Raw genomic sequence first — 14,851 nt, 5'->3', positions numbered from 1 at the left:
TGTTGTACGTTGGTCATTCCATCTTCCTTGATGGCGATAACCACCACTGTAGGAGTGCGAAGGCCAAGGTCAAACGACTCAAAAGTCGATTCTTAACAACCTTGTGATCTATGGGGTGCTGGGCGTGGGTGCTTCAGGGCAACGCTCCCGCCGACGGGGTACCTTGCTCCGCGAATGTCCCCCGCCCTTCGGGCTCCTCCTTGATTTCGCTGCGCAAGGCACCCCATCGACGTGAGCGTCATGCGCAGCGGTCGTTGATCGGCGAGCACAACGACAGCGCCCGGTGTGCTCAGGACACTGGGTGCTTCCCGCAGCGAAATCAAGGAGGAGCCGAAGGCGGGGGACATTCGCGGAGGGAAGTACCCGGTGGCCTGGGCACGCGCCCTGAACCACCAGACGTGAAAAACCCCGGCACCAAAACAGCACCGGGGAATCGCAAAGCCCGAGGGTCCGTCAGAGCTTGGCGATCGAAACTTCGGTCGACTTCACGAGTGCGACCACGTCGGAGCCCACCTTCAGCTGCAGCTCGTCGACCGAGCGCGTGGTGATGACGGAGGTGACGATGCCCCAGGCGGTTTCGACATCGACTTCGGAGACGACGTCGCCGCGGATGATCTCGCGGACCTTGCCCTTGAACTGGTTGCGGACGTTGATGGCTTGGATGGACATGGTGATTTCTCTTTCAGGGTTGACAGGGGTTGTGAGTGAAAACGGCCGACGCTCAGACGATCTCGGCCACGTCGTCGAACGCCAGCCGGGGCCCGCGCTCAAAGGTGCCGGCGTGGTCGGCCACACCGAGGTTGACGAGGAAGTTCGCGCGATAGCGGCCGTCGGGGAAGAAGGCCTTGTCGACCAGGTCGGCGTTGAAGCCCGACTGCGGCCCCGCGTCGAGCCCGAGCGAACGCGCCGCCAGGATCAGGTAGGCGCCCTGCAGGCTGCTGTTGCGAAAGGCCGTGGCCTGCGCGGCTTCGGCGCTCTTCTCGAAGAAGGGCTTGGCGTCGTAGGCCGGGAACTGCGTGGGCAGGTGCTCGTAGAAGCGCGTGTCGTGCGCCACGATCACCGTCACGCCGGCCTGCAGCGTCTGCGCGGTGTTGCCCGCCGACACCGCCGGCTTGAGCTTCGCCTTGGCCTCTTCGCTGCGCACGAACACGTAGCGGGCTGGCTGGGCGTTGTAAGCGGTCGGGCCCCACTTCACGAGGTCATAGAGCTGGTGGATCAGCGCGTCGGTCACGGGCACCGGCTTGAAGGCGTGCACGGTGCGCGCCTTGCGAAACAGCTGGTCCAGCGCGGCGTCAGGAATGGCTTGCAATGTGGTCATTTCTTGGAACGCTGTGTCAGTTCGATGCGGCGGCCAGGGCCTGGTCGAGGTCGGCGATCAGGTCGTCGATGTGCTCGATGCCCACCGACAGGCGCACCGTGTCTTCCGTGACGCCGGCCCTTGCCAGCTCTTCGGGCGACAGCTGCCGGTGCGTGGTCGATGCAGGGTGCGTGGCCAGGGAGCGCACATCGCCGATGTTCACCAAGCGCGTGAAGAGCTTCAGCGCATCGAGGAACTTCGCCCCGCCCTCGCGGCCCGCGCCGATGCCGAAGGTCAGCACGCCACTGGACTTGCCGCCGAAGTACTTCTTCGCCAACGGGTAGTCGGCATGGTCTTCGAGCGCGGCGTAGTTCACCCAGTTGACGGCCTTGCTCTGCTTCAGGTGCTGCGCCACCGCCAGCGCATTGCTGCTGATGCGGTCCATGCGCAGCGCCAGCGTCTCGATGCCCTGCAGGATCAGGAAAGCGTTGAACGGCGAGATGGCCGCGCCCGTGTTGCGCAGCGGCACCACGCGCGCACGGCCGATGTAGGCGGCCGGGCCGAGTGCCTCGGTGTAGACCACGCCGTGGTAGCTCACGTCGGGCTCGTTCAGGCGCTTGAAGCGCTCCTTGTGCTCGGCCCACGGGAACTTGCCCGAATCGACGATGGCGCCACCGATGCTGGTGCCGTGGCCGCCCAGGTACTTGGTGAGCGAATGCACCACGATGTCGGCGCCGTGCTCGATGGGCCGGCTCAGGTACGGCGAGGGCACGGTGTTGTCGACGATGAGCGGCACGCCATGGCGGTGCGCAATTTCGGCGATGGCCGCGATGTCGGTCACGTTGCCCGCCGGGTTGCCCAGCGACTCGACGAACACCGCCTTGGTGCGCTCGTCGAACAGCTCCTCGAAACTGCTCGGGTCGCGGTGGTCCGCGAAGCGCGTGGTGATGCCGAACTGCGGCAGTGTGTGAGCGAACAGGTTGTAGGTGCCGCCGTACAGCGCCGTGCTGCTGATGATGTTGTCACCGGCCTCCGCGATGGTCTGGATCGCGTAGGTCACGGCCGCCTGGCCCGAGGCCAGCGCCAGCGCCGCGATGCCGCCTTCGAGCGCGGCCACGCGCTGTTCCAGCACGTCCTGCGTCGGGTTGTTGATGCGGGTGTAGATGTTGCCCGGCACCTTCAGGTCGAACAGGTCCGCGCCGTGCTGCGCGCTGTCGAAGGCATAGGCCACGGTCTGGTAGATCGGTGGCGCGACCGCGCGGGTGGTCGGTTCGGGCGAATAGCCGGCGTGGACCGACAGGGTTTCGAATTTCCAGTTCTGCGACATGCGACTGCCTTTCAAAGGGGGAATGGATGAAACGACTCAGATCGCCCAGCGCAGGGCGTGGGCCTGGGGCGTGAGCCAGCTGGCATCGGTGCTTTCCACATCGGTCTCTTCGGACTTCTGCAGCACCCGGTCGAGGATTCGTTTTTCGATCGCGGCAAAGGCCGGGTCGCCCTGCGAGCGCGGACGCGCCAGCGCGATGTTCTCGTCAAGCGCGATGCGGCCGTCCTCGATGAGGATCACGCGGTCGGCCAGCGCCACGGCTTCCTGCACGTCGTGCGTCACCAGCAGCGCGGTGAAGCGGTGGCGCTGCCACAGGTTCTCGATGAGGCGGTGCATCTCGATGCGCGTGAGCGCGTCGAGCGCGCCCAGCGGCTCGTCGAGCAGCAGCAGGCGCGGGTGGTGCACCAGCGCACGCGCCAGGGCCACGCGCTGGCGCTGCCCGCCCGACAGGCGCGCCGGCCATTCGTTCTCGCGGTCGGCCAGGCCGACCTGCGCCAGCACTTCCTTGCCGCGCGCCTTGGCGTCGTTCGGCAGGCCCAGCGTCACGTTGTCGAGCACGCGGCGCCAGGGCAACAGGCGCGCCTCCTGGAACATGATGCGCGTGTCGTCGTGCAGGCCGCTCACGGCCTTGCCGTCGGTGTACAGGCCACCAGAGGTGGCTTCTTCGAGGCCCGCGATGAGCCGCAGCAGCGTGCTCTTGCCGCAGCCGCTGCGCCCCACGATGGCGATGAACTGGCCCGGCTCGATGGTCAGCTGCGTGTTGCGCAGCACCTCGCGCGCGCCATAGCGCTTGTGCAGGCCGCGCGCCTCGAGGCGCACGCCACCGGCGATGGCTTGGGGTTGGATGTCTTTGAGAACGGCACTCATGAATTCAGGCCCCGGGGTTGAACAGCGCCACGTTCAGCGCATCGATTTTTCTGGGCAGCAGCTTCTCGGCGAAGAAGGCATCGGCGATGCGCTGCTGTTCGGCCAGCCCGCCGGCCACCACCGGCCGCACGGCGTAGCTGCGGCGGCTGTTGGCCTGCTCGATGGTCGGGGCGTCGAGCCCCCACACGGGTGCGAGCAAGGCCGCGGCTTCCTTCGGGTGCTGCTTGACCCACTTACCGGTCTTCTCGAGTTCGGCGTAGACCACGCGCAGCACGTCGGGCCGCGCCTTCGCGAACTTGGTGCTTGCCAGGTAGTAGCGCTGGTACGACGCGATGCCCGCGCCGTCGGCCAGGATGCGCACCTTCGACTGGCGCTGGGCGGCGGCCAGGAACGGGTCCCACACGACCCAGGCGTCGATGGCGCCCTTCTCGAAGGCGGCGCGGCCGTCGGCGGGCGTGAGGTACGCAGGCTCGATGTCCTTGAACGACAGGCCGGCCTTCTCGAGCGCGGCGATCAGCAGGTAGTGCGCGCCGGCCGCCTTTGCAAAGCCGACCTTCCTGCCCTTGAGATCGGCCACGGTCTTGAGCGGCGACTCGTCGCGCACGACGATGGCCTGCGCGGCGGGCGACGGCGCTTCCTGCGCCAGGAAGGTCAGGTCCGCACCGGCCGCTTGTGCGAACACGGGCACGGTGTCGGCCACGTCGGCGCTGATGTCCAGGTTGTCGAGGTTCAGCGCCTCCAGCAGCGGCAGGCCGCTGGTGAACTCGTGCCAGCTCAGGGTGACGTTGAGCGGTGCGAGCTGCTTCTCCAGCGTGCCCTGCACCTTCAGCAGTGCGATCAGCGTGGACGACTTCTGGTAGCCGAAGCGCACCGTGGCGGGCCGTTGTTGCTGTGCCAGCACGGCACCGGCGCTGAGCGCACCCAGCGTCGCAATGGCGGTACGGCGATTGATGATTTGGTTCATGTGCCCTGCCCTCACTTCGCCGGCTTCTTCTGGTAGCCCGGGTGCCAGCGCAGCCACCACTGCTCCAGGCCGCGTGCGAACAGGTCGGCCAGCTTGCCGAGCAGCGCGTACAGCAGGATGCCCACGAGCACGATGTCGGTCTGCAGGAACTCGCGGGCGTTCATCGTGAGGTAGCCGATGCCGGCCTGCGCCGAGATGGTCTCGGCCACGATGAGGATCACCCACATCAGGCCCAGCGAGAAACGCAGCCCCACGAGGATCGACGACAGCGCGCCCGGCAGGATCACCTCACGGTACAGCTGCCAGCGCGACAGGCCGTAGGTGCGGCCCATCTCGATGAGCTGCGGATCGACGTTGCGAATGCCGTGGAAGGTGTTCAGGTAGATCGGGAAGAACACCGACACCGAGATCAAAAAGAGCTTGGCCGATTCGTCGATGCCGAACCACAGGATCACCAGCGGAATGAGCGCCAGCGCCGGGATGTTGCGCACCATCTGGATGGTGGAGTCGAGCAGCGTCTCGAAGAACTTCACCGAGCCGGTGAGCAGGCCCAGCGCGAGCCCCGCACCGCCGCCGATGGCGAGCCCCGCGAGCGCACGGCCCGCACTCACCTTCACATGCGTCCAGAGCTCGCCGGACACGGTGAGCGACCACGCGGCCTTGACCACGTCCAGCGGCGCCGGCAGCACGCGCGTCGAGAGCCAGCCCAGCGACGAGGCGATCTGCCAGACGACGATCAGCCCCACGGGCACCAGCCACGGAATGAGCCGCTTCGCGACGTTGAGGCCGAAGCCTCGCAATGCGTCCCCTGCGGTGTTCGATGCCGGCGCCACCGCCGGCAGTTCCTGTACTTGTTCGGTCATGCGTGTCCTCAGCTTTGCGAGACGAGTCGGGAGGGCGCGTCGAGGTTGGCAACGACCTCGCCGAAGGGGCCGCTCAGCGTGCCGCCCGCGAGTTGCGTCTTCGCCTTGCGCGAGAGCAAGGGGAACACCAGCTCGGCGAAGCGGTAGGCCTCTTCGAGGTGCGGGTAGCCCGAGAAGATGAACTTGTCGATGCCCAGCGCCGCGTATTCCTCGATGCGCGCCGCCACGGTCTTGGCGTCGCCGACCAGCGCCGTGCCCGCGCCGCCGCGCACCAGGCCCACGCCCGCCCACAGGTTGGGCGCAATCTCCAGGTCGGCGCGCCCACGCTTGGCGCCGCCGGCGTGCAGCGCGGCCATGCGGCGCTGGCCTTCGGAATCCATGCGCGCAAAGGCGGCCTGGGCGCGCGCGACGGTCTCGTCATCAACGCGGCTGATGAGTTCTTCGGCGGCCTTCCAGGCGGCGTCTTCGGTCTCGCGCACGATCACGTGCAGGCGGATGCCGAACTGCACGCTGCGGCCCTGGCGCTCGGCGCGGGCGCGCACGTCGGCGATCTTCTTGGACACTTCCGCGGGCGGCTCGCCCCAGGTCAGGTAGGCATCGACCTGCTCGGCCGCGAGGTCATGCGCCGCCGCAGAAGAGCCGCCGAACCACACGGGCGGATAGGGCTTCTGTACCGGCGGAAACAGCAGCCGCGCGCCCTTCACGCTCAGGTGCTTGCCTTCGTAGTCGTAGGTGCCGGTCTCGTGGCTGCGCGCGATGATCTCGCGCCAGATGCGGATGAACTCGGCCGATTGCTCGTAGCGCGCCGCGTGGTCGAGGTACACGCCGTCGCCTTCCAGCTCGGCCTGGTCGCCGCCGGTGACGAGGTTCACGAGCAGGCGCCCGCCCGAGAGCCGGTCGAAGGTCGCGGCCATGCGTGCGGCCAGGCTGGGCTGGTGCAGGCCCGGGCGCACCGCCACCAGGAACTTGAGCTTCTTCGTCGCGCCAATGAGGCTGGACGCGATCACCCACGGGTCTTCGCAGGAGCGGCCGGTGGGAATCAGCACGCCTTCGTAGCCGAGGTGGTCGGCCGCGCCGGCGATCTGCTGCAGGTACGGCAGGTCGACGGCGCGCGCGCCTTCGCTCGTGCCGAGGTAACGGCTGTCGCCGTGCGTGGGGAGGAACCAGAAGATCTGCATCGGAAACTCTCGATCGTTCGTTGGCTTGCCCGTTCAGACGGCAAGCAGGAAAGGAAGGCGGCGCGCCGCGGACACGACACCCCAGGCGCGCGCCGTGATGGCCAGCACCTGGCCGGCGCGTTCGTGCAGCGCAGTCGACACGGCGGCCATCACGCGATCCCCGCGCCGGCGGCTTCGAGCACGTTGATCTTTTTGGGAATCAGCTTGAGCGCGAAGAAGGTGTCGGCGATCTGCTGCTGCTCGGCCAGGATGGCCTTGGTGATCGGGCCCGTGCCGTAGGCCGTGCGGCCTTGCGACAGGTCGGCCACGGCCTTGGGCAAGCCCCAGATGGCCGACAGTTCGGTCGCCAGTTCGTTGCGGTGGGCGGCGCCCCACTGGTCGATCTTGTTGACCTCTTCGATCGCAACGGCCAGCACGTCGGCGTTCTTCGCCACGTAGTCGAGCGACGAGAAGTAGTAGGCGCGGTTGCCGACCACGCCCACGGCGTCGGCCAGGATGCGCGCGTCGAGCGACTGCTGCGCGGCGGCCAGGAACGGGTCCCAGATCACCCAGGCGTCGACCGAGCCTTTTTCGAAGGCGGCGCGCGCATCGGCCGGCGGCAGGTAGACCAGGTTCAGGTCGCTGTACGCCAGGCCGTGCTTCTCGAACAGCTTGACGATGAAGTAGTGGACGTTCGAACCCTTGTTGAGCGCGATCTTCTTGCCCTTGAGGTCGGCCACGGTCTGGATGGCCGAGCCCTTGGGCACCAGCACCGCCTCGGTCTTCGGGCGCGGCACCGTGGCGCCCACGTAGGCCAGCGGCGCGCCGGCGGCCTGCGCGAAGATGGGCGGCGCTTCGCCCACGTCGCCGAAGTCGATCGAGCCGACGTTCAGCGCCTCGAGCTGCACCGGGCCGGCCGTGAACTCGGTCCACTTCACGGTGGCACCCAGCGGCGCGAGCCGCTTCTCGAGCGTGCCGCGGGCCTTGAGCACGCTCAGGTAGCCCTTCTGGTGGCCGATGCGCAACTGGCGCGCGGGGCTCTGCGCCAGGGCGGCGAACGACGACGGCAGCGCGAGGGCGGCGGCTGCGCCCTGCAGCAGGCGTCGGCGGGGAATGGCAATGCGGGTCATGGAATGGGGTCCTTCAAATCTGTTCAGGGCTGGGCCGTGACGACCGCGTCGCTGACCTTGATGGGCTTGGGAATGAGCTTCAGCGCGTAGAAGGTGTCGGCGATCTGCTGCTGGTCGGCCGCGACGGCGGCGGTGATCGGCTTCACGTTGAACTCGTAGCGGCGCAGCGCCAGCTCGACCACGTCCACCGGCAGGCCCTGCAGCGGCGCGATCAGCTCGGCGGCCTGGCGCAGGTTCTTCTTGAGCCAGATGCCCTGCTCCACCGAATCGGCGAACAGCGCGTCGATCACCTGCGGGTGCTTCTTCACGAAGCCGCGCTCGCCCAGGTAGTACTGGTAGTTGTTGACCACGTCCGGTGCGCCATCGGCCAGCACGCGGGCGCCGGTGGCTTTCTCGGCGGCGGCCTGGAACGGGTCCCAGATCACCCAGGCGTCGACGTTCTTGCTCTCGAAAGCGGCGCGGCCATCGGCGGGTGCGAGGTACACGGGCTGGATGTCGGACAGCTTCAGGCCGTTCTTCTCGAGCTGCTTCACGAGCAGGTAGTGCACGTTGCTGCCCTTGTTGAGCGCGACCTTCTTGCCCTTGAGGTCGGCCACGGACTTGATGGGCGAATCCTTGGTGACGAGGATGGCCTCGGCGCGCGGTGCGGCCGGGTCGTAGCCGAAGTAGACGAACTTGGCGCCGGCAGCCTGCGCGAAGATGGGCGGTGCCTCGCCGACATAGCCCACGTCGACCGCACCCACGTTCAGCCCTTCGAGCAGCTGCGGGCCGGCCGGGAACTCGACCCACTTCACGCCGAAGCCCAGCGGCGAGAGCTTCTTCTCGAGCGTGCCCTGCGCCTTCTGCAGCACGAACAGGCTGGCCGACTTCTGGTAGCCGATGCGCAGCTCGCCCCTGGCCTTCGTCTGCGTCTGGGCGTGCGCCGAGGCGGCGGAGATGAAGCTCACGATGAGCGCGATGGCGGTGACGACGATGGCGCTGATGGCCAGGTCGCGCAGCGCCTGCCAGAAAGAGCGCGGCGCGACTTCGAACACGGAGTCTTCGGGAGCGACGGGGTTCATGCGGAATTCCTTGGTGCAAAAACGTGAGGCAAAGCGATCCTCCGGCCGCGCGCAGGCGGCTTCGAAAAACGGGGAACGGAAAGAGGTCTGGCCGGGGCCGGGTTCAGCAGCGAACCCGGTCGTCAAACGCTACATCGCACACGGGAGAAAGGAACCGGCTCGAAGCCATGGGTCGCCGGCAGCTTCAGGCCTTCGGTCGCGAGCACCTCGACGGCCTCGTTCAGGCGCTCCGCCAGGTCGTGGTGCACCTGGTAGGCGTTCTCGGGCGTCAGCGCGATCTGCGAATCGCTCGCGTAGACACCCGGCAGGATGTGGCGCGCCGACAGCGACTGCAGCACGGGGCGCAGTGCGTAGTCGAGTGCGAGCATGTGGTGCGGGCTGCCGCCGGTGGCCAGCGGCAGCACCGTCTTGCCCTTGAGCGCATTCTGCGAGAGCAGGTCGAGAAAGACCTTCAGCACGCCGCTGTAGGCCGCCTTGTAGACCGGCGTGGCCACCACGATCACGCGGGCCGCCGCCACCTGGGCAATGGCACGCTCGATGGCCGGATGCGCCCATTCGGCCAGCAGCAGCGCCTGCGCCGGCAGGTCGCGGATCGCGAGCCGCTCGATGCGCGCATGGCGTTGGGCCAGCCGCTCGCCCACCGCGTCGAGCAAGGCGGTGGAGCGGGACGGGGCCGAGGGGCTGCCAGCAATCAGGAGAACGGACACGAGAAACTTTCGTTGGGCTTCAGGAGAAATTCAGGGCGAAGCGATCCCCGGCGCCCTCCCACGGGGTGCCACCAGCGATCGATTCCGGAACAGCTGCGCTTACTTCTGCTTGGGCGCGTAGATCTGGTCGAAGGAGCCGCCGTCGGCGAAGTGCTCCTTGTCGGCCTTCGCCCAGCCACCGAAGGCCTGGTCGATGGTCACCAGCGTCAGCTTGGGGAACTGCTTGTCGTACTTGGCTTTGGCCTTGTCCGAGGTCGGGCGGTAGAAGTTGCGGCCAGCGATGTCCTGGCCTTCGTCCGAGTACAGGTACTTCAGGTACTCCTCGGCCACGGCGCGCGTGCCCTTCTTGTCGACCACCTTGTCGACCACCGCCACGCTGGGCTCGGCCAGGATGGAGATCGACGGCACGACGATCTCGAACTTCTCGGGGCCGAATTCCTTCAGCGCCAGGAAGGCTTCGTTTTCCCAGGCCAGCAGCACGTCGCCCACGCCGCGCTGCACGAAGGTGATGGTCGAGCCGCGCGCGCCGGTGTCGAGCACGGGCACGTTCTTGTACAGGTTGCCGACGAATTCCTTGGCCTTGGCGTCACCGCCGTACTTGCGCTTGGCAAATTCCCAGGCGGCCAGGTAGTTCCAGCGGGCGCCGCCCGAGGTCTTGGGGTTGGGCGTGATCACCTGCACGCCGGGCTTGACCAGGTCGTCCCAGTCCTTCAGGCCCTTGGGGTTGCCCTTCTTCACCAGGAACACGATGGTCGAGGTGTAGGGGGCGGAGTTGTGCGGCAGGCGCTTTTGCCAGTCGGCCTTGACGAGGCCGCCGTGCGTGGCCAGGGCGTCGATGTCGCCGCCCAGCGCCAGCGTGGCCACGTCGGAATCGATGCCGTCGATGATCGAGCGCGCCTGCTTGCCCGAGCCGCCGTGCGACTGCTTGACGCTCACGTCCTGGCCGGTCTTGGCCTTCCAGTACTTGGCGAAGGCCTGGTTGTAGTCCACGTACAACTCGCGGGTCGGGTCGTACGACACGTTCAGCAGCGTCACGGGGCCCTTGGCACCCGCCGCGCCCTGCGAAAACGACGGCAATGCCGACAGGGCCAAGGCACCGGCCACGCCGGCACCCAGGGAAAGCTTGATAAAGTCGCGGCGAAGGCTCATGGTGTCTTGCTCTTAAAAAGGCATATCAATGAAGCCACGTATTCTGAATACGACATATAGGAACTGGAACGACCAAGTTTTCAGTTCTTAATAGCCAAATCAACTAAGCAACCGCTTTCCCCCACAAGAGGCAATCAAATGGCACGCATGGTTCAGTGCATCAAGCTCGGCAAAGAGGCCGAAGGACTCGACTTTCCGCCGTACCCCGGCGACCTGGGCAAGCGCCTGTGGGAAAACGTCAGCAAGGAAGCCTGGGCCGCCTGGCTCAAGCAACAAACCATGCTGGTCAATGAAAACCGGCTGAACCTGGCCGACCTGCGCGCCCGCCAGTACCTGGCCCGCCAGATGGAAAAGCACTTCTTCGGCGAAGGCGCCGACGTGGCGCAAGGCTACGTTCCCCCTCCTGCAGCCTGAGTCCGGCGTGGCCGCCGATGGCACCCCGCTCGGCGCGCGCTCCGGCGACACCCCTCCCCTCGACAACGACACACCGGCGCTTTCGCGCCGTGTGTTTTTGGACGGCTGCGGCCTGCCCGCCGCCTGGTCCGGGCGTCCGCAATGGCGGATTCTCGAAACCGGCTTCGGGCCGGGCCTTCATTTCCTGACAGCCTGGCAGGCCTGGCGCGCCGACCCGCACCGGCCGCGCCTGCTGCACTACGTCGCGGTCGACGCCCATCCGGTGCCGGCCGGCGATCTGCTGCGCGCGGCTGAAGCCGACCCGGCCCTGGCGCCGCTCGCCGAGGAACTGGCCCGCCAATGGAGCGGGCTGCTGCCGGGCTTTCACCGGCTGGCCTTCGACGACGGCTGCGTACTGCTCACGCTGTGCATCGGCGAGCTGCAGCCGATGCTGCGCGCGCAACGCTTCGAGGCCGACAGCCTCTTCCTCGACGGTTTCGGCTCGGCGATGGCCTCGCCCGACACGCTCAAGGCGGTGTCGCGCTTTGCCCGTCAGGGTACCGGCCTCGCAGCCCGCTCCGACGACGACGGGGTGCGTCATGCGCTGATGCAGAACGGATTCCAACTCGACCCGGGCCCCGGCCTGCGTGGCACGTTCGCGCCCGCCTGGACGGTGCGGCGCCGCCAGCCGGTGCGCGAAGGCGTCGACGCGCCCGGCCATTGCGCAGTGATCGGCGCCGGGCTCGCGGGTGCTGCGATCGCCGCCAGCCTCGCGCGGCGCGGCTGGCGAGTCACGGTGCTCGACGCGGCCGACACGCCGGCCTCGGGCGCGTCAGGCCTGCCGGTCGGGTTGCTTGCGCCGCATGTGTCGTCCGACGACGCCTTGCTGTCGCGGCTCACGCGCGCCGGCATCCGCGCCACCTGGACCGAACTGGCGCAGCGGCTCGACCCCGGCCGCGACTGGGGCGCTCACGGCTCGCTTGAACGGCGCCCCGACGGCGACGTGCGCGTGCCGCCCGGCTGGAGCACGGACGGGCCGAACGAATCCTGGCCCGCACAGCCCGACCGGCTCGCGGCAGCCGGCCTGCCGCCCGACACACCGGCGCTCTGGCATGCGCGCGCGGCCTGGGTGCGGCCGCACCGCCTGATCGCCGCGTGGCTGAGCCAACCGGGCGTCGAATTCCGCGGCAACAGCCATGTGTCGCGCCTCGCACGCACGGACAGCAACTGGCAGCTGCTCGACGACACCGGCGCCCTGCTCTCCGAAGCCGACCGCGTCGTCGTGGCCGCGGGCTTCGCATCCCGCCACTTCGCGCCCGACCTGCCGCTGCAACCCGTGCGCGGCCAAGTCGCCTGGGGCCGCGCGGACCCCGCCGCCCTGCCCGTCACCCCCATCAACGGCGACGGCCACCTGATCGCCGGCGTGCCCGACGGCCAGGCACCGCAGCCGCTGTGGCTGATCGGCGCCACCTTCGACCGCGACAGCACCGACCTCACCCCCACCGACGCAGACCGCCTCGCCAACCGCGAACGGCTCGCCCGCCTGCATCCCGGCGCCGCCACCGCGCTGGCGCCCGCCTTCGAACGCGGAGACACGCACGCCTGGGTCGGCGTGCGCTGCGCCTCGGGCGACCGCCGGCCGCTCGTCGGCCCGCTGGCCCCGGGCGCCGACGAGGGCCTGTGGGCCTGCACCGCGCTGGGCTCGCGCGGCCTGAGCTTTGCCACGCTGTGCGCCGAGCTGCTGGCGGCGCAGTGGCATGGCGAACCGCTGCCCTTGCCCGCGACGCTTGCCAAGGCGCTGGGCACGCAGCGGCTCTGGCCCGGATCGGACTGATTCGGCGCGTTCTGGCTTTCCCGTCACCCGAGGTCACGCGCGCACCGCACAATGCGCGCCATGGCCATCCAGTACGACATCACCCACACCACCGTCTACCGCTACAACAAGCCGGTGACCTTCGGCTTGCACCGCGTGATGTTCCGTCCGCGCGACAGCCACGACCTGCGGGTGCTCGCCACCGACCTGCAGGTGAGCCCGCAGGCCCTCACGCGGCTGATCCAGGACCCGTACTCGAACTCCGTCGCGCTGGTGCAGCCGCTGGGCGAAGCGACCGAGCTGCGCATCGTGTGCTCCTTCACCATCGAGCACGTGCCGCCGTCGCAGCGCGACCTGCTCACGCTCGACCCGTCGGCCGAGTTCCTGCCCTTTGCCTATTCGGTGCAGGAGCGCCTGGACCTGGAGCACTACCTGCGCCCGCACCACAACGACGACGCCAACGGCACGCTGATCCGCTGGGCGCACCAGTTCCTGCACACCGACCAGCCCAACAGCACGCGCGACGTGCTCACGCGCATGAACGCGCACATCGGCCAGAGCTTCGAATACAAGGCGCGCGACGAGGAAGGCACGCAGACGCCGCTGGAGACGCTGGCGCTGGGCAGCGGCAGCTGCCGCGACTACGCCCTGCTGATGATGGAAGCCACGCGCCGTCTCGGCATCGCGACGCGTTTTGTCTCGGGCTATCTCTACGACGCGTCGCTCGACAACGACGCCACCGGGCAGGCGCCCGGCGAATCGGTCACCGGCGCCGGCAGCACGCACGCGTGGCTGCAGGCCTACCTGCCGGGCGCGGGCTGGCTGGCTTTCGACCCCACCAACAACCTCATGGGCAGCGGCCAGCTGATCCGCGTGGGCGTGGCGCGCGACCCCGCGCTGGCGGCGCCCATCTCGGGCAGCTGGTACGGCGACGCCGAGGCCTACGAAGGCCTCGAGGCCACGGTGGTGGTGAAGCGGCGCAAGGGCGGCTGAGCACCCCGCTCTCTTCCCGTTCGACTTTCTTACTTCGGCTGCGCCGCGCGGTACGCCTTCACCGCCGGCACGGCCGTGGCCGCGCTGTCGGCAAAGAAGCCGTCGATGCCCGCATCGAGGAACGCCTTGATCTCGCCGGCGGTGTCGCCGTACACGGTCGGGTCGGTCTTCGGCGCCTTCTTCAGGCTGTCGGGCAGGAAGTTGTTCTCGGGCCGCACCGTGAAGATGTGGACCAGCAGCTTCTTGTCGTGCGCGTCCTTCACGAGCGTGGTCGGCGCGCCGAGCTTGCCGTCGACCACCGGGATCACGCGCGCCTTGGCCGGGCCGATGCCGTTCGCATAGGTCGCGATCTCGGCCAGGCCTTCGGGCTTCACGAGGTCGGCATACGTGCGCTTGTCGTTCAGCGCCACCAAGTCATACGGCGCGCCCTGCCCGTCGATGAGCTGGACGATCTTCACCGTGCTCTTCAGGCGGATGTCCTTGAGGTTGCCGGTTTCGAAGGACTGCACGAACACCGGCGCGTCGGCCTTGTCGAGGTCGTACTTGTGCAGCGTGTCGAGCAGCTTCTTCTCGAGCGGCAGGCCGATCGAACGGAAGTAGGTCGGGTGCTTGGTCTCGGGGTAGATGCCGATCACGCGGCCCTTGATGACCGACTGCGCCTTGGCGAGCTGGATCACTTCGTCGAGCGTGGGCACCTGGAACTCGTTGTCGAAGGACCGGTTGGCCGGGCGCAGCGCGGGGATGCGTTCGCGCGCCCTCAGCTCCTTGAGTTCGGCCAGCGTGAAGTCTTCGGTGAACCAGCCGATGACCTGGCGGCCGTCGATGACCTTGGTGGCCTTGCGGTCGGCGAACTTCGGCACTTCGGCCACGTTCGTCGTGGCTTCGAGCACCTCACCGGCCGCATTGACGATGGCGATGGCGTTCTCGTGGCGCGCGACCAGCTCGCCGTCCTTGGTGGGCACGAGGTCGGGCTCGATGAAGTCGGCGCCGTCGTCGATGGCCTGCTGATACGAGGCCAGCGTGTGCTCGGGCCGCAGCGCGGGCGCGCCGCGGTGACCTTCATCGAGCCCGACCTCGTGCCCACCAAGGACGGCGAGCTGGTCGCGCGCCACGAGAACGCCATCGCCATC

Annotated in this window: 15 protein-coding genes; 3 read left to right on the top strand and 12 right to left on the bottom strand. The window is 68.2% G+C overall.

Annotated elements, in window-relative coordinates:
* Positions 1 to 453: 453 nt before the first annotated feature.
* From AC07Y4_RS19070 to AC07Y4_RS19020, 11 genes are all read right to left on the bottom strand, one after another.
* The gene (locus AC07Y4_RS19070; RefSeq protein WP_007829250.1) at positions 454 to 669 is read right to left on the bottom strand and encodes a TOBE domain-containing protein; all 216 of its coding nucleotides are present in this window, start codon (positions 667 to 669) and stop codon (positions 454 to 456) included.
* Positions 670 to 721: 52 nt separating this feature from the next.
* Positions 722 to 1,318 carry a malonic semialdehyde reductase gene (locus tag AC07Y4_RS19065; RefSeq protein ID WP_447744472.1) on the bottom strand — a complete coding sequence of 199 codons (597 nt, stop codon included), beginning with the start codon at positions 1,316 to 1,318 and terminating at the stop codon, positions 722 to 724.
* A 16-nt stretch (positions 1,319 to 1,334) separates the two neighbouring features.
* Positions 1,335 to 2,624 carry an O-acetylhomoserine aminocarboxypropyltransferase/cysteine synthase family protein gene (locus AC07Y4_RS19060; RefSeq protein ID WP_495274918.1) on the bottom strand — a complete coding sequence of 430 codons (1,290 nt, stop codon included), beginning with the start codon at positions 2,622 to 2,624 and terminating at the stop codon, positions 1,335 to 1,337.
* Positions 2,625 to 2,660: 36 nt separating this feature from the next.
* Positions 2,661 to 3,491: an ATP-binding cassette domain-containing protein gene (locus AC07Y4_RS19055; RefSeq protein ID WP_095745458.1), complete on the bottom strand. Its 831-nt coding sequence runs from the start codon at positions 3,489 to 3,491 to the stop codon at positions 2,661 to 2,663.
* Positions 3,492 to 3,495: 4 nt separating this feature from the next.
* Positions 3,496 to 4,455, bottom strand: a complete 960-nt coding sequence (locus AC07Y4_RS19050) for an aliphatic sulfonate ABC transporter substrate-binding protein (RefSeq protein WP_062470018.1) — start codon at positions 4,453 to 4,455, stop codon at positions 3,496 to 3,498.
* 11 nt (positions 4,456 to 4,466) lie between these two features.
* Positions 4,467 to 5,318 (bottom strand): aliphatic sulfonate ABC transporter permease SsuC, encoded by an 852-nt coding sequence (ssuC, locus tag AC07Y4_RS19045; RefSeq protein WP_487846838.1) that lies wholly within the window; start codon positions 5,316 to 5,318, stop codon positions 4,467 to 4,469.
* Positions 5,319 to 5,326: 8 nt separating this feature from the next.
* Positions 5,327 to 6,496: an FMNH2-dependent alkanesulfonate monooxygenase gene (gene ssuD / locus AC07Y4_RS19040; protein WP_487846837.1), complete on the bottom strand. Its 1,170-nt coding sequence runs from the start codon at positions 6,494 to 6,496 to the stop codon at positions 5,327 to 5,329.
* Between the two features lie 149 nt (positions 6,497 to 6,645).
* On the bottom strand, positions 6,646 to 7,605 hold the full coding sequence (locus AC07Y4_RS19035; protein WP_095745461.1) for a sulfonate ABC transporter substrate-binding protein: 960 nt from the start codon (positions 7,603 to 7,605) through the stop codon (positions 6,646 to 6,648).
* Between the two features lie 23 nt (positions 7,606 to 7,628).
* The gene (locus tag AC07Y4_RS19030; RefSeq protein WP_487846836.1) at positions 7,629 to 8,666 is read right to left on the bottom strand and encodes a sulfonate ABC transporter substrate-binding protein; all 1,038 of its coding nucleotides are present in this window, start codon (positions 8,664 to 8,666) and stop codon (positions 7,629 to 7,631) included.
* A 122-nt stretch (positions 8,667 to 8,788) separates the two neighbouring features.
* Entirely contained in the window at positions 8,789 to 9,373 is a 585-nt protein-coding gene (ssuE, locus tag AC07Y4_RS19025) for an NADPH-dependent FMN reductase (RefSeq protein ID WP_070060842.1), read from the bottom strand.
* A 99-nt stretch (positions 9,374 to 9,472) separates the two neighbouring features.
* Positions 9,473 to 10,522: a sulfate ABC transporter substrate-binding protein gene (locus AC07Y4_RS19020; RefSeq protein ID WP_070060843.1), complete on the bottom strand. Its 1,050-nt coding sequence runs from the start codon at positions 10,520 to 10,522 to the stop codon at positions 9,473 to 9,475.
* A gap of 138 nt (positions 10,523 to 10,660) precedes the next feature.
* On the opposite strand from AC07Y4_RS19020, the gene AC07Y4_RS19015 reads away from it, so the two are divergent.
* The 3 genes from AC07Y4_RS19015 to AC07Y4_RS19005 are packed head-to-tail and all read left to right on the top strand — an operon-like array spanning position 10,661 to position 13,721.
* The gene (locus AC07Y4_RS19015) at positions 10,661 to 10,936 is read left to right on the top strand and encodes an oxidative damage protection protein (protein ID WP_013541095.1); all 276 of its coding nucleotides are present in this window, start codon (positions 10,661 to 10,663) and stop codon (positions 10,934 to 10,936) included.
* Between the two features lie 7 nt (positions 10,937 to 10,943).
* A complete protein-coding gene (gene mnmC1 / locus AC07Y4_RS19010) occupies positions 10,944 to 12,749 on the top strand; it encodes an FAD-dependent 5-carboxymethylaminomethyl-2-thiouridine(34) oxidoreductase MnmC1 (protein ID WP_487846835.1) in 1,806 nt (601 codons plus the stop codon).
* A 60-nt stretch (positions 12,750 to 12,809) separates the two neighbouring features.
* Complete coding sequence (locus AC07Y4_RS19005; protein ID WP_223301327.1) at positions 12,810 to 13,721, top strand: transglutaminase family protein; 912 nt, start codon at positions 12,810 to 12,812, stop codon at positions 13,719 to 13,721.
* Between the two features lie 29 nt (positions 13,722 to 13,750).
* Here AC07Y4_RS19005 and AC07Y4_RS19000 read toward each other — a convergent pair whose 3' ends face one another.
* Positions 13,751 to 14,833, bottom strand: coding sequence for a glycerophosphodiester phosphodiesterase (locus AC07Y4_RS19000; protein ID WP_495274921.1), 1,083 nt, complete (start codon positions 14,831 to 14,833; stop codon positions 13,751 to 13,753).
* Between the last annotated feature and the right edge of the window lie 18 nt (positions 14,834 to 14,851).

This window comes from Variovorax sp. GW460-12-1-14-LB1 (genome assembly GCF_059423605.1).
Note: the sequence above shows the minus strand (reverse complement) of the source record. Positions and strands in the feature narration are given on the sequence as shown.

What these genes read in the sequence shown, in the direction of transcription:
- AC07Y4_RS19055 (WP_095745458.1), bottom strand. Translation starts at nt 3,491, where the DNA reads ATGAGTGCCGTTCTCAAAGACATCCAACCCCAAGCCATCGCCGGTGGC.
- AC07Y4_RS19020 (WP_070060843.1), bottom strand. Translation starts at nt 10,522, where the DNA reads ATGAGCCTTCGCCGCGACTTTATCAAGCTTTCCCTGGGTGCCGGCGTG.
- AC07Y4_RS19035 (WP_095745461.1), bottom strand. Translation starts at nt 7,605, where the DNA reads ATGACCCGCATTGCCATTCCCCGCCGACGCCTGCTGCAGGGCGCAGCC.
- AC07Y4_RS19015 (WP_013541095.1), top strand. Translation starts at nt 10,661, where the DNA reads ATGGCACGCATGGTTCAGTGCATCAAGCTCGGCAAAGAGGCCGAAGGA.
- AC07Y4_RS19005 (WP_223301327.1), top strand. Translation starts at nt 12,810, where the DNA reads ATGGCCATCCAGTACGACATCACCCACACCACCGTCTACCGCTACAAC.
- ssuD (WP_487846837.1), bottom strand. Translation starts at nt 6,496, where the DNA reads ATGCAGATCTTCTGGTTCCTCCCCACGCACGGCGACAGCCGTTACCTC.
- ssuC (WP_487846838.1), bottom strand. Translation starts at nt 5,318, where the DNA reads ATGACCGAACAAGTACAGGAACTGCCGGCGGTGGCGCCGGCATCGAAC.
- AC07Y4_RS19050 (WP_062470018.1), bottom strand. Translation starts at nt 4,455, where the DNA reads ATGAACCAAATCATCAATCGCCGTACCGCCATTGCGACGCTGGGTGCG.
- AC07Y4_RS19065 (WP_447744472.1), bottom strand. Translation starts at nt 1,318, where the DNA reads ATGACCACATTGCAAGCCATTCCTGACGCCGCGCTGGACCAGCTGTTT.
- AC07Y4_RS19070 (WP_007829250.1), bottom strand. Translation starts at nt 669, where the DNA reads ATGTCCATCCAAGCCATCAACGTCCGCAACCAGTTCAAGGGCAAGGTC.
- AC07Y4_RS19030 (WP_487846836.1), bottom strand. Translation starts at nt 8,666, where the DNA reads ATGAACCCCGTCGCTCCCGAAGACTCCGTGTTCGAAGTCGCGCCGCGC.
- AC07Y4_RS19060 (WP_495274918.1), bottom strand. Translation starts at nt 2,624, where the DNA reads ATGTCGCAGAACTGGAAATTCGAAACCCTGTCGGTCCACGCCGGCTAT.